Source organism: Sphingopyxis sp. TUF1, assembly GCF_036687315.1.
GTDB classification, from domain to species: Bacteria; Pseudomonadota; Alphaproteobacteria; order Sphingomonadales; family Sphingomonadaceae; genus Sphingopyxis; species Sphingopyxis kveilinensis.
On record NZ_CP144683.1, the window covers coordinates 686502 to 699223 of the forward strand.

At 64.9% G+C, this 12722-nt stretch carries 13 protein-coding genes; 7 read left to right on the top strand and 6 right to left on the bottom strand.

Features of this window, described 5'->3' with window-relative positions; genetic code table 11:
- Positions 1–36: 36 nt before the first annotated feature.
- A complete protein-coding gene (locus VSX77_RS03315; RefSeq protein ID WP_338426247.1) occupies positions 37–858 on the top strand; it encodes an amidohydrolase family protein in 822 nt (273 codons plus the stop codon).
- Between the two features lie 56 nt (positions 859–914).
- Here the strand turns inward: VSX77_RS03315 and VSX77_RS03320 are convergent, their stop codons facing one another.
- A complete protein-coding gene (locus VSX77_RS03320) occupies positions 915–1799 on the bottom strand; it encodes a LysR substrate-binding domain-containing protein (protein WP_338426248.1) in 885 nt (294 codons plus the stop codon).
- A gap of 125 nt (positions 1800–1924) precedes the next feature.
- On the opposite strand from VSX77_RS03320, the gene VSX77_RS03325 reads away from it, so the two are divergent.
- The 6 genes from VSX77_RS03325 (at position 1925) to VSX77_RS03350 (ending at position 5950) form a co-directional block, all read left to right on the top strand.
- Entirely contained in the window at positions 1925–2251 is a 327-nt protein-coding gene (locus VSX77_RS03325) for a cupin domain-containing protein (protein WP_338426249.1), read from the top strand.
- A 33-nt stretch (positions 2252–2284) separates the two neighbouring features.
- Positions 2285–3085 carry an MBL fold metallo-hydrolase gene (locus VSX77_RS03330; RefSeq protein WP_338426250.1) on the top strand — a complete coding sequence of 267 codons (801 nt, stop codon included), beginning with the start codon at positions 2285–2287 and terminating at the stop codon, positions 3083–3085.
- A 128-nt stretch (positions 3086–3213) separates the two neighbouring features.
- The gene (locus VSX77_RS03335; RefSeq protein WP_338426251.1) at positions 3214–4257 is read left to right on the top strand and encodes an aminotransferase class V-fold PLP-dependent enzyme; all 1044 of its coding nucleotides are present in this window, start codon (positions 3214–3216) and stop codon (positions 4255–4257) included.
- 20 nt (positions 4258–4277) lie between these two features.
- Entirely contained in the window at positions 4278–4976 is a 699-nt protein-coding gene (locus tag VSX77_RS03340; RefSeq protein ID WP_338426252.1) for an MOSC domain-containing protein, read from the top strand.
- Between the two features lie 93 nt (positions 4977–5069).
- Positions 5070–5441, top strand: coding sequence for a DUF4440 domain-containing protein (locus tag VSX77_RS03345; RefSeq protein ID WP_338426253.1), 372 nt, complete (start codon positions 5070–5072; stop codon positions 5439–5441).
- A gap of 80 nt (positions 5442–5521) precedes the next feature.
- Positions 5522–5950, top strand: a complete 429-nt coding sequence (locus tag VSX77_RS03350; RefSeq protein WP_338426254.1) for a MarR family winged helix-turn-helix transcriptional regulator — start codon at positions 5522–5524, stop codon at positions 5948–5950.
- 96 nt (positions 5951–6046) lie between these two features.
- Here VSX77_RS03350 and VSX77_RS03355 read toward each other — a convergent pair whose 3' ends face one another.
- The 5 genes from VSX77_RS03355 to VSX77_RS03375 all read right to left on the bottom strand — a co-directional run bounded on the left by VSX77_RS03355 (position 6047) and on the right by VSX77_RS03375 (position 12706).
- Positions 6047–7714 (bottom strand): MFS transporter, encoded by a 1668-nt coding sequence (locus VSX77_RS03355; RefSeq protein ID WP_338426255.1) that lies wholly within the window; start codon positions 7712–7714, stop codon positions 6047–6049.
- 73 nt (positions 7715–7787) lie between these two features.
- Complete coding sequence (locus tag VSX77_RS03360; RefSeq protein WP_338427202.1) at positions 7788–8687, bottom strand: SDR family NAD(P)-dependent oxidoreductase; 900 nt, start codon at positions 8685–8687, stop codon at positions 7788–7790.
- Between the two features lie 79 nt (positions 8688–8766).
- Positions 8767–9507 carry a TetR/AcrR family transcriptional regulator gene (locus VSX77_RS03365; protein WP_338426256.1) on the bottom strand — a complete coding sequence of 247 codons (741 nt, stop codon included), beginning with the start codon at positions 9505–9507 and terminating at the stop codon, positions 8767–8769.
- Positions 9508–9512: 5 nt separating this feature from the next.
- Entirely contained in the window at positions 9513–11072 is a 1560-nt protein-coding gene (locus VSX77_RS03370) for an AMP-binding protein (protein WP_338427203.1), read from the bottom strand.
- A complete protein-coding gene (locus VSX77_RS03375) occupies positions 11069–12706 on the bottom strand; it encodes a carboxylesterase/lipase family protein (protein ID WP_338426257.1) in 1638 nt (545 codons plus the stop codon). The genes VSX77_RS03370 and VSX77_RS03375 overlap by 4 nt, the downstream gene beginning before the upstream one ends.
- Positions 12707–12722 lie beyond the last annotated feature (16 nt).

The window sequence follows — 12722 nt, forward strand, 5'->3', positions numbered from 1 at the left end:
CTCCTATACTTCATAGGTGAAGTATAGGAGCGGATTATGAACATCATCGACGTCTGGGCCCAGATCACCACCGAACGCATGGCGAGCCGGCCGTGGATGGAAACGCTGAACCGGTGGACCCGGCGCGACGAGGCCCGGCTCGAGACCGTGGAGACGACGATCGCGGCGATGGACGAGGCCGGGGTCGCGATAACGCTGCTTTCGGCATGGCATGGTCCCGAAGGAAGCCTGGTATCGAACGAAGAGGTGGCGGCTTATGTCGATGCAGCGCCAACGCGCCTGCGCGGGGTGGCGACCGTCGATCTCGAGCGCCCGATGGAAGCGGTGCGCGAGATCCGCCGCTGGGTCGATGGCGAACGCTTCGTTGCCGTTCGCGTCGTACCCTGGCTCTGGAATTTGCCGCCGAACGATCGGCGCTATTACCCCGTCTATGCCGCGTGCATCGATGCCGGCGTGCCGCTTTGTACCCAGGTCGGCCACACCGGACCGCTAAAGCGTTCGGAAAACGGACGGCCACTGCCTTACCTCGAAGATGTGATGCTCGACTTCCCCGAACTCACCGTCGTCGGCGGCCACGTCGGCTTCCCGTGGATCGACGAACTTACGACGATGGCAATCAAGTTTCCGAATTTCTACGTCGATACCTCCGCATACGCGGTGCACCGTCTGCCGCCCGCCTTCGTCGACTGGATGAAGGGGGTGGGCAAGAACCGCGTCATGTTCGGCACCAACTGGCCCATGCTGCGTCCATCGCAATGCCTGAAAGCTCTTCCCGACCTCGGGCTCGATGACGCGGGCGAAGCCGCCTTTCTTTTCGGCAACGCGCGCCGCGTCTTCAATCTCGGCGCCGCATCCTGACGCGTCGACGCGGAACGGGCGACCGAACGACAGGAAGGCGGCCTGCCGCTGCTCGTCTAACGCGGCTCGTCCTTCGCCAGCGTCTTCAACGCGGCAACGAGCGCAAGCACCCTGGGATTTGTTTCACCGGCGCGGGTGACAAGGTGATGGCCGCGATCGGAGACAAAGCCCGGGAGAGCCAGCGGCGTGAGCGACCCGTCTTCAATGGTCCGATATGCCAGCGGAAGGCGGAGCAGGACGATGCCAAGCCCCTGCCGCGCCGCCTCGACCGCAAGATCATAGTCAATGAACCTGCGGCGGGGACCCGCCTCGATATATTGCACCCCCGCGACGCGGCACCACTGCCGCCAGTCGGCGCCATCACCATCGACAATCAGGCTTTGTCCAAGCAGGTCAGAGAGCTCGCAACCCGCAAGCGACTTGGCGACGTCGGGCGCAGCGGCTGGAACGATGCGATCCGCAAAGAGCAGTTCGGATGTCACACCGGGCCAGGCACCCGTGCCATAGCGGATCGCGACATCGGCTTCGCGCTCATCGAGCCGCACGAGGCGATGCTCGGAGATGATTTCAACGATCCCCTGGTTCGTAAGGTCTTCAATATACGCCAGTCGGGGCATGAGCCACAGTCGCGCGATCGAGGGAAGCGCGGAGAGGCGAGCCGTCCCGCGCGATCGCTGCGTGCTGAGCTCGCCCCGCAGCGCAGCGAGCGATGCCAGCGACCTTTCAGCCCGCCGGACGAATATCTGACCCTGCGGAGTCAATCGGACCCCGCGGCCGACGCGCTCAAAGACCGGCGCACCGAGCCAATGCTCGACGGCGGCGATGCGGCGGCTGATCGCCCCATGCGTGAGGCCAAGCTCCGCCGCGGCCGCCGCCATTGAGCCGGTTCGCGCCGCCTCGATCGCCGCGACGACCGCATCCGAAGAAGGAATATCAAGCATATATGCGCTCCCCTTGCCACACAGAAGCCAACCATTCCCGTGATCCCTGTGCACAGCATCCTATCGATCGCTGGCATATCACCGAGCCCGCCCAGTCGATAGTCGAATAGCGATTGGAGGAAAGAATGACTGAACCCAAGGGCCTGACCCCCGTGACATTTGAAAGCTGCGCGCCCGTTGTCGTGGGCCCCGGATGTATCCGCCGCGACCTGCCCTCGCGGCCGGGCGTGCGGACCTGGGTGGTCGAAATGGAACCCGGGAGCGAATGGCCGCGCATCGACGAGCATGACGAGCGGGGCGAGGACGTCTTTGTCGTCGAAGGCGAATTGATCGAAGGCAGCGAGCGTTTCACCGCGGGCACCTATCTGCATTTCGGGCCAAACAGCAGCCACCGACCGCGCACCGAAACGGGTGTGCGGCTGGTCGGCTTCAACCTGATCGGTCAGCCCTAGATGGATGGATTTCGGATCAACCGGCGACACGTGTTGGGCGGTGGCATCGCGGCAGCCGCTCTAACCGCGGTTCCCGCCGTGCGTGCCGCTGCGCCGACGCTCAGGGTTCAGCGGCTGGCATGGGCCGGGATTCGTCTTCAGATCCCCGGCGCAACGCTCTTCATCGACCCGCTGATCGACGCTGGAATATGGGAAAATTCCCTTTCGGACCCACTCATTCCGGTCGACGACGGCCAAGGCGACGTGTTCGTGCTCGTGACGCATCGTCATCCCGATCACAGTGATGCCAAGGCGATCGCGGCTGCCCTGAATCGCGGCGGAACGATAGGGTATCCTGCCGGAACGCCGCCTTACAACGGCCTGGCGCCAAATATTCGCGAACGACCGTCGACATTATGGGAACCCCAGTTCTTCGGCGACTTTACCGCAACGCCGGTTCCGGCGTCGGACGGCTATGGCGACCCGCAAGTTTCCTGGGTGATCTCCGCAGGCGGTCGCCGCATTTTTCATGGCGGCGACACGATGATGCACGGGCACTGGTGGCGCATCGGCCGACAATTCGGAGGCTTCGATGCTGCGTTCCTGCCGATAAACGGCGCCCGCTTTTCCTGGCGCCAGCCGGCCAGCGACGCGCCGGCCGTTCTGACGCCACAGCAGGCACTGTCTGCCGCGACGATTCTGGGCGCCGAGCGGATCGTCCCTATCCATTACGGAATCAAGGGTGCCGAAGGCTATGCCGAGGTCGATAAGCCGCTCGAAACGCTCAAGGCTGTAGCCGGCCGCGGGGGCCCTGCAATCGCTGCACTCGCTCCCGGCGCCTGGCTCGAATGGTAGTGGATCGCGCACCGACGACCGTTCGGCGAGATCCGCAACACTTCGAGCCAGCTGCTTTCCCGGCCCGCACGCTTTTCGACATTCCGCGCGATATCGCATTTTTCAATGTTGCCGCCTTGGGGCCGGTCATGAAAGCTTCGACCGCCGCCGCGAACGAGGCGCTCGCGCGGCGGGGGCAGCCGTGGCGCGTTGCGGCGACAGACTGGTTCACCCTCGCAGAACGGCGGCGCGCGGCGTTCGGCGACTTGCTCGAGACGGCTGCCGACGACATCGCGCTGGTCCCCGCCGCGAGCTATGGCTTCGCCGTGGCCGCAGCCAATCTCCCTGTCGGTCCGCGCCAAGCCATCCTCTGCCTCGATGGCGATTTTCCATCCGGAATGAATATGTGGCGCCGCAAGGCGGCTGATTGCGGCGCCCGGCTCATCCTCGCTCGGCCGGAGAAAGGCGAAAGCTTGACCGAGGCGCTGCTCCGCCACTGGGAGCCAAGCGTCGCGATCGTCGCCGCAGCGCCGGTGCGGTGGACCGACGGCGCGTTGATCGATCTCGCCCGAATATCGGACCGGGCGCGGGCGAACGGCACCGCGCTCGTCGTCGATGCGACGCAGTGGATCGGCGCCGCCCCCTTCGATCTAAAGCGCATCGACCCCGACTTTCTCATATGCGCCCGCTACAAATGGCTGTTGAGTCCCTATGGCCTTGGCTATCTCTATGTCGCTCCCCGGCACCATAGCGGACGCCCGCTCGAAGAAAATTGGATCGCACGCATGGGCGCCGAAGATTTCGCCCGACTCGCCGATCACCACCCAACCTATCTTCCCGGAGCGCGGCGGTTCGACGCCGGCGAGCAGGTCGGCTTCGAACTGGGCGAAGCCGCTATCCACGCCCTCGGCCAGCTTCGCGCTTGGGGGAGCGAGCGAATTTCGGCTCATCTCGGTCGGATGACGGACCATATCGCTGGCCGCCTCGCCGCTCGGGGCTTCGCATTGGCGGCCGACGGTCCGCGCGCCCGGCATATCGTGGCGGTTCAGGCGGGGGACATGGGGGACCGCGATTCCGACCTCGCCGCATCGGGCGTGTTCCTTTCGAAGCGCGGATCGAACCTGAGGATTTCGCCGCACGTTCATATAGATGATGACGATATCGAACGGTTGGTTAGAGTGCTGCGGCCATGACGTTTCGGAGCGCTCCCCTGATGACAAGCGAAAGTGTCGCACCCTCATCCCAAACGACTTGGCCGATTCTGGCGGTCCTTCTGGGCCAGGTGAGACCATTCCGCGGCGATGACGAACCGAGCGCGATCGGCAAACTGCCCGTTGCGCATTCCGTCGACGTCGGCCCAATGGGCCTCGCCGGCGACGAACAGGCCGATCGCACCGTCCACGGCGGCATCGACAAGGCGATCCATCACTATCCAGCCGATCATTATGCGTGGTGGCGTCAGCATCTCGGCAATGTGCCGCTGCTCGATGCACCGGGCGCGTTCGGCGAGAATATCTCGACGAACGGTCTCGACGAAACCACCGTCTGCCTCGGCGACCGTTTCCGGCTCGGCACCGCACTGATCGAAGTCAGTCAGGCGCGCCAGCCGTGCTGGAAACTCGACCATCGCTTTGCGACCAAGGGCGTGATGGCCGCGGTGGTGAAGACGCGGCGAACGGGGTGGTATTACCGCGTGCTGGAGACGGGGCAGGTGCAGGCCGGCGACGCGCTCGACCTGGTCGAGCGCCGTTATCCCGAGTGGCCTTTGGCTTCGCTGTTTGGCCTGCTGATCGGCGGCGAAGCGAAGGATCGCCGCTCAGATCTCCGCGCGCTGCGCGAGGTGCCGGTGCTCGCCAAAACCTGGCAAGTGCGCCGTGCCAAGCTCGCCGAACAATATGGCGCGGATGATTAGAGGGCCTTTTGCGGGAGGCAGCTCCCGCCATTGTTCGCGCGCGGCGCGCAAAGGCCTTCGTACTATCGCCCACTATCCTGTTGGAGACATGAGATGACGTTCAGCGACGATGATATCTGGACCCTCGAAAAGCGGTTCTGGCTCGACGGCGAGCCCGCCTATCGCAAACATATGGCAGAATCGGCAGTGATGCTGTTTCCTGAACCCGTTGGCATTCTCGTCGGCGAAGCGATCCTTGCGTCGCTTGCCGAGGCGCCGCGCTGGTCGAGCATCGATTTGCACGAGCGCAAGCTTGTCCGCGCCGGCGATGCGATGCTCGTCACCGCCTACCGCGCCCAAGCGAAGCGGGACGGCCAAAGCTACCGCGCCATCTGCAGTTCGAGCTACGCGATCATCGACAGCGACTGGAAAATTGTGCACCATCAGCAGACGCCGATAGAGGACGAAGACAGCAGCTCGGCATAGCCGCCGACGGCCAATACGCGTCATCGCCGAGGTATTGGCCCCTATGGCCGCCGCGGCTCAACTGCTCTATCGCGCTGTTCATGTCTGCCGCGCAACTTCGCCTCTATCATCGGCTCCAGCTCGCCGCGCATCGCCTCAAAAAGGCGGCGGATCGAGCGCTCGTCGATGTCGAGGGGGTGACGGCCGCACAAGGCGCCGTCCTCGCGATAATCGCCGCCGAGGGTCGCCCGACGCAGCGGCGCGTGGCCACGCTGCTTGGCCTCAATGAATCGGCGATGACCGCGATGATCGGCCGTCTGCTGGCGCTGGGCGTGGTCGAACGCCTCCCCAGCGCAGACGACAGCAGAGCCTGGAGTCTGGGTCTTACAGAGGCGGGGCGGCTTGCGCTCGGGCGCATCGAGGCCAGCTTCACGGCTATCAGCCACGAACTCGATGCAATTCTCGACGAGACGGACGCAGCAGCGCTGGCCGAATATCTGACACGCATCGAGATAGCCTTCAGACGCTGACCCACAGCTATCGCCCGCACGCGCAGCGGCCTGTTTCGTGCCCGAAGACGGCACATCCTGTCTCGAAGCGTCGACGCCGCTGCTGCTCGCCGGCGCTCAGGCTTCGATGTCGCGCTTGTAGGTTTCGGGCAGAAAGAGGATGCCGACGACCGCCGTGATCGCCGCGATCGCCACCGCATACCACAGTCCCTGATAGATGTTGCCCGACGCCGCGACCATTGCGAAGGCAACCGTCGGCATGAAGCCGCCGATCCAGCCGTTGCCGATATGATAAGGGAGCGACAGCGAGGTATAACGGATGCGCGCCGGGAAGAGCTCGACGAGCAGCGCGGCGAGCGGGCCATAGACCATCGTCGCCAGCACGCCGAAAACGCAGAGGATCAGGATCACCTTGAGCTTGTTCACCTGCGCGGGATCGGCCTTGTCGGGATAACCCGCCGCGTCAAGCCGGGCCTTCGCCGCCGCCGCGAAGGCCGCGACCGCCGCGGCGCGGCTTTCCGCATCCAGCCCCGACGGGTCGGGGACGGCCAGCGTTTCATCGCCGATCCGCACCGTCGCCGCCGTTCCCGCAGTCGCATCCACATTGGCATAGCTGACCCCGGCCTTCGCCAGATAGGATTTGGCGATGTCGCAGCTCGTCCGGTCGAACGTGTTCTTGCCGATCGGATCGAACTGGAACGAACATTCGCCGTCGTGCGCGACGACTGTGACCGGCGCGCGCTCGACCGCGGCGGCCATCGCCGGGTTCGCCGCGACGACCAGCGCCTTGTATAGCGGGAAATAGACGAAGATCGCGATGACGCAGGCGGTCATCATGATCGGCTTGCGCCCGATCTTGTCGCTGAGCCAGCCGAAGAAAACGAAGCTGGGAATGATCAGCATCAGCGCGGTGGCGACAAGGAAATTGGCGGTCGCCCCGTCGACCCGCGCGATGCGCTCGAGAAAAAAGAGCGGGTAAAGGTGCGCGGCAAAGCCGATCACCGCCTGTCCCGCCACCGCGCCAAACAGTGCGATCAGCACGATCTTCAGATTTTTCCACTTGCCGAAGGCTTCTGTCAGCGGCGCCTTCGAGGTCGCACCTTGTGCCTTCATCCGCTGAAACACCGGGCTTTCTTCGAGCTGGAAGCGGATCCACAGGGTGACGGTGAGCAGCACGATCGAAAAGATGAAAGGAATGCGCCAGCCCCAGGCGAGGAAAGTTTCGGCATCCATGACGGTGCGCAGCCCTACGACAAGCGATGAGGCGAGGATCAGCCCCAGCATCGCCGTGGTCTGGATAAAGCTCGTATAGAAACCGCGTTTTCCGGGCGGCGCATGTTCGGCGACGTAGACCGCCGCGCCGCCATATTCGCCGCCGATCGCCAGCCCTTGCAGCAGACGGAGCACCATCAGGGCGATCGGCGCCGCGATACCGATGCTGTCATATCCGGGCAGAAAGCCCACCGCGAAGGTCGACAGGCCCATGATCGCCATGGTGACGAGAAAAGTGTTCTTGCGCCCGACGATGTCGCCGACCCGCCCGAACACGAGCGCCCCGAACGGCCGCACTGCGAACCCGGCGGCAAACGCCATCAGCGCCAGGATGAAACCCGTCGTCTCGTTCACGCCCGAAAAGAAATGGTACGACAGCGCGCTCGCGAGCAGGCCATAGAGGTAGAAATCATACCATTCGAACACCGTGCCCAGCGACGATCCGATGATGACCCGCCGTTCGGTCCGTGCCTTGTCCGCCGCGGTCGGCAGATCATTCGCTTCGCTAGCCATATGTCTCTCCCATTATGACCCGTTTGCGGCGGCGGGCTCTTGTCCGGCCCGCTCGCGACGCCCCCGGGGAATTTCAGTGCGCGACCGCCATCGTCGGCGCGGTAAAGCCCGCATTTGCGAGTTCGCGTTCGGCTTGTGTGAAGCCATAGGCGGGGGCGATCTCGCCGCGGCGATCGGTCACGCGTCCCCATTCGGCAGCCACGCGCGCGGTCGCATCGTCGCCGCGTCCGATGAACGCGCCTTCGGTCAGCGTGATGTGCGCGGCGGCGAAATGACCCGCGCCTGCGCAAAGGATCGCACGTGTCGGGGCGTTGTCGCCCACCAGCGCGAGCAGCCCGGGGCTCACCGCGTCGGGTGCGAGCTCGGCCAGCGCATCGGGGGCGAGCACGCCTTCGGTCATCGCCGTTGCCGCCGTCGGAGCCAGGCAATTGACGCGGACATTGTATTTCTCGCCCTCGATCGCCAGCGTTTGCATCAAACCAACGAGCGCCATCTTGGCCGCGCCATAATTGGCCTGCCCGAAATTGCCGTAGAGCCCCGATGAAGATGTGGTCATCACGATCCGGCCAAAACGCCGTTCGCGCATCTGGTCCCAAACCGCCTTCGAACAGACGGCCGCACCCATCAAATGGACGTCGACGACAAGGCGGAAGTCGGCGAGGTCCATCTTGGCGAAGCTTTTGTCGCGCAAGATGCCAGCATTGTTGACCAATATGTCCACCCCGCCCCAAGCGCGCGTTGCGGCATCGACCATCGCCGCCACCGCCGCCTCGTCGGTCACCGACGCCCCCGCGGCCAGCGCGCTGCCGCCGCCCGCCACGATCTCGGCCGCAACGGCTTCGGCTGCTTCGCCTTGCATGTCATTGACCATCACGTGCGCGCCATGGCGCGCCAGCAGCAGCGCGTGCGACCGGCCCAATCCCCCGCCCGCGCCCGTTACAATCGCGACCCGTCCCGCCAGTTCCACCCCCATCGCGTCTTCATTTTCCATATTAATAACTCACTTGTGAGTGAATATATTGATCGAGGTGATCGGCCTTGTCGCACTGAAATCAGCCCGCGCGGTCTTCGCGGCGCTGTTTGCAGATGTCGCGGAAGCCCGCGGCCATGAAGCGCGCCATGCGCGCCTTTACCGCTTCATAATCGTCCGACCGGCAAAGCCCGTGCGACAATTTGTCGATGCGCCCGGTCCGCGCCAGCGTGAGCATCAGCGCGCCCGTGACGAAATGATAGCCCCAGAAAATATCTTCTTCGGCAGCATCGGGCAGCGCCTTCTTCAATATCTCGATCAGGCGCAGCACGACGGGATCGAAATATTTGTCCATGAATTCGGCGCCTTCGGGGCTGTTCGACGCCTGCGCGCCGAACGCGCCGTAGTTTTTCCAGCCCTCGCCGCCCTGGATATAAAGATCGAGGTCGGTATCCAGGAACGCGTGCAGCGCGCCCTCGACGGTCGGATTGTCGCCCGCCGCGCGCTCATAATCGTCGAGCGCCTGCATCCTTTTGTCGATCGTCACCACCGCGCGGCGCGCAAAGACCGCGTCGAACAGCGTCCGCTTGTCGTCGAAATAATAGTTGAGCAGCGTGTGATGAACGCCGACCTGCTTGGCCACGTCCTTCAGCGTCACGCCGTGGAAGCCGTGCTTCGAAAAGAGCAGCTCGGCGGTGTCGAGGATTTGCTCCATCATCTCGGCACGCTGTTCGGCCTTGGTCGGCCGCTTTGCCGCGATCTTCGCCTTCGACGCCAAATTCGCTTCCTTCTGCACCAATATTTCCGCCGCCGCGCCTGTCATTCGGCCTACACCTGTCCGTATTCGGCCCGCAATTGCAATTTGTCGATCTTGCCCGTGGGCGCGAGCGGCATCGTGTCGAGACGGATGATCGCGTCAGGAACCCACCAAGACGCGACCCTGCCATTCAGCGGTGCGAGCAATTCGGTGTCGCTGACCGAGGGGTCGCAGGTTTCGACGAGCAGGATCGGCCGTTCGCCCCATTTGGGGTCCGATCGTCCGATCACCGCAGCGAGCGATACTTGCGGCAGCGCCCCGACTATGGCCTCGATCTCGGCCGGATTGATCCACTCGCCCCCCGATTTAATCAAATCCTTGGCGCGCCCGGTGATCGTCAGATTGCCCGCCGCATCGAGGCGCGCGAGGTCGCCCGTATCGAACCAGCCGTCGGCATCGGTCGCGGGCTCCGCCTGCCCGAAATAGCGTTCGACGACCGAGCCCCCGCGCACGCGCAAATGCCCTTCCCCGCCGCGCTGTTCGGCAAGCGCCGCGCCCTCGGCATCGGTCAGCAACAGGTCGATCCCCATTGCGGGACGCCCCGAAAGGCCGGGTTTGCGCGCGGGATCGCCGGGCAAAGCCGCGGTGCCGAGCGGCGACAATTCGGTCATGCCCCAGCTGGTCTGCACTTCGACGCCCAGCCGCTTTTCGATCCGGTCCATCAGCGCCGGCGGCATCGGCGATCCGCCGACAAGTATCCGCTTGAGCGAAGGCACCTCGCCGCCTTCGGCCTCCAGATGTTCGACCAGGCCCAGCCAGACAGTCGGCACCCCGACCGCCGCGGTCACCCCTTCGCCGCGGATCAGCCGCGCTAGATGCGCGCCGTCGCTGTGGCGACCGGGCAGGACCAGCTTCGCCCCCACCGCGGGCGCGGTAAAGGGGATGCCCCACGCGTTCGCGTGAAACATCGGCACGACGGGCATCACCGCATCGCGTGCCGTGATGCCAAGGACATCGGCCTGAAGCTGGCGCATAGTGTGCAGGAAGCAGCCGCGATGGGTATAGGTGACGCCCTTCGGCGCCCCGGTGCTGCCCGAGGTGAAGCAGAGGCCTGACGGACTTGTCTCATCGAAGCCGCCCCAGACAGCGTCAGCGTCACACGAGGCAGCCAGCCGATCGAGCGCGCGCGCGTCGTCATCGGTGTCGAGCAGCAGAATGTGACGGACCGACGCCAGGTTGCGCGCCGCATCTTCGGCCAGCGGCAGCAGGTCGGGGCTGACGAGCAGCACCGCAGCCTCGGACTGCGCCAGCATCGATCCGAGCTGCGCCGACGTCAGGCGTGGATTGAGCGTGTGACAGATCGCGCCCATCCCCATGATACCGTACCACGCCTCGACATGCCCCTGCGTATTCCAGGCGAGCGTTGCGACGCGATTGCCCTTCGCAACTCCGACGCCCGCGAGCGCGCCCGAAACGCGCAGCGCGCGGTCGCGCAGCGCGGCATAGCCGATGCGCCGGGTCACACCATCCGCTCCCGCCGACACCACTTCGGCGTCGGAATGCCATTTGGCAGCGTGGGAGAGAAATTTGTCGAGCGTCAACGCATAGGTCTGCATCGATCCGTCGATCATTGGCACCCCGCAACCTTTGACGGTAACGGCGGCGCGATGACGCCGACATTCCAGTTCCACGGAATATCGCCTGCAGCGCGGCGGCGGCAAACCACCGCTTCGTGCAGCGCCGACACGCCGGGGAACAGATTATGCCCCGCGCGCGCGCCACCTGCGAAATGCATGAAGCCGCGATTGTCGGCATAATCGGGCCAGTCGGGCTGACCGTTGGCACGCGGGGTGGCGCTCGCCGCGAAACTCGCCCAATAATCGGTCATCGCGTCCGAAAGCTTCTTCTCGGCGAGCGTGTCGGGGACTTTCGGCCACAGCGGCGGCGTGCGCGTTGCGGTGCCGAAAACATAGGGCAGCTCGGCGGCATGAAAGGCGTGCAGATTCCATTCCTGCATCGCCGGATAGCCATGGTCGAAATAGTAATAATAGGCCCGCTGGCCCAGCGCCGACTGGTTCGACACCAGCCGTTCCGATGTCCAGCCGTACATCGCGTCGCGCGTCGCGGCCAACATGCTTTCGTCAATATTCTTCGCCGGATAACGCGCGAGGAACAGGTCGGCGAGATCGCCGTAACCGGCCCGGATCGCGGCCTCATAGGCCGCCGCATCGGCGGGCGCCTTGGGCAGCAGAAAGCGCAGCGAGCGAATTTCGCCGCTGTTGAACCCGGCCAGGATCGGAACGGGCGCCTGCTCGCCCTTGTCGAACGTCTCGACCAACTGGCGCGGTACCACCTTGCCGTCGACGGTCGGGAAAGGGAAAAACCCCGTCGCAGGCGCTTTGGAAGCAATTTCTTCCGCTGGCATCGCGCGGAGCGCCGCGAGGTCGGTAGCGCCAAGCTTCGCGGCCAGACCCTTGCCCAGCTCTTCGGCGGGGACCATGCCGTTGATCGCACCGCTCAACCCGGATGCCGACACCATATAAGCGCTCTGCGCGATCGCCTTGTGGAACAGGCCGCGGGCCTGCGGCGCCGCCATCAGATACATGACACTGAGCGCACCCGCTGACTCCCCAGCGATGGTAACATTCCCGCCGTCACCCCCGAAGGCGGCGATGTTGCGCTTGACCCATTCGAGCGCCGCGATCTGGTCGAGCAGCCCGTAATTGCCCGACACGCGATCGGGCGATTCCGCGCTCAGCTCCGGATGCGCCAGATAACCGAGCGCACCAAGACGATAGTTGATCGATACGACAACGAGCCCGCGCTTCGCCAGCGCGGCGCCGTCATAGAGCGGCTCCGCGCCAGATCCAGCCGTCAGCGAGCCACCATGAATCCAAAGGACCACCGGCGCGCCGCGTGCATCCTTGGGCGCCCAGATGTTGAGCGAAAGGCAATCCTCGCTCATCGCCGGCATATCCCCGGCGTAGATGCTGGCGGCGCGCGGCTTGGGCTGCATACACGACGCGCCGAACTTGGTCGCGTCGCGCACGCCCTCCCACACCGCCGCCGGCTCGGGCGGGCGCCAGCGGCGCTCGCCGACCGGCGGTGCGGCATAGGGAATGCCTTTGAAGACACGCACCCCGCGATCCTCGCTGCCGCGCACGCCGCCCGCTGGCGCTGCGACCACCGTATCGTCGGCGGCGAGCGCCGGAGCGGGCGCAGCCATCGCCAAGGCCAGGGCCAAATATTTCCAGCGCCGGATCATCGCCCTGCCCTTTCCG

Coding starts and splice junctions, on each gene's coding strand:
- VSX77_RS03360 (WP_338427202.1), bottom strand. CDS start 8,687: ATGGGGGTGGAACTGGCGGGACGGGTCGCGATTGTAACGGGCGCGGGC.
- VSX77_RS03320 (WP_338426248.1), bottom strand. CDS start 1,799: ATGCTTGATATTCCTTCTTCGGATGCGGTCGTCGCGGCGATCGAGGCG.
- VSX77_RS03315 (WP_338426247.1), top strand. CDS start 37: ATGAACATCATCGACGTCTGGGCCCAGATCACCACCGAACGCATGGCG.
- VSX77_RS03340 (WP_338426252.1), top strand. CDS start 4,278: ATGACAAGCGAAAGTGTCGCACCCTCATCCCAAACGACTTGGCCGATT.
- VSX77_RS03350 (WP_338426254.1), top strand. CDS start 5,522: ATGTCTGCCGCGCAACTTCGCCTCTATCATCGGCTCCAGCTCGCCGCG.
- VSX77_RS03345 (WP_338426253.1), top strand. CDS start 5,070: ATGACGTTCAGCGACGATGATATCTGGACCCTCGAAAAGCGGTTCTGG.
- VSX77_RS03370 (WP_338427203.1), bottom strand. CDS start 11,072: ATGATCGACGGATCGATGCAGACCTATGCGTTGACGCTCGACAAATTT.
- VSX77_RS03355 (WP_338426255.1), bottom strand. CDS start 7,714: ATGGCTAGCGAAGCGAATGATCTGCCGACCGCGGCGGACAAGGCACGG.
- VSX77_RS03365 (WP_338426256.1), bottom strand. CDS start 9,507: ATGACAGGCGCGGCGGCGGAAATATTGGTGCAGAAGGAAGCGAATTTG.
- VSX77_RS03325 (WP_338426249.1), top strand. CDS start 1,925: ATGACTGAACCCAAGGGCCTGACCCCCGTGACATTTGAAAGCTGCGCG.
- VSX77_RS03375 (WP_338426257.1), bottom strand. CDS start 12,706: ATGATCCGGCGCTGGAAATATTTGGCCCTGGCCTTGGCGATGGCTGCG.
- VSX77_RS03335 (WP_338426251.1), top strand. CDS start 3,214: ATGAAAGCTTCGACCGCCGCCGCGAACGAGGCGCTCGCGCGGCGGGGG.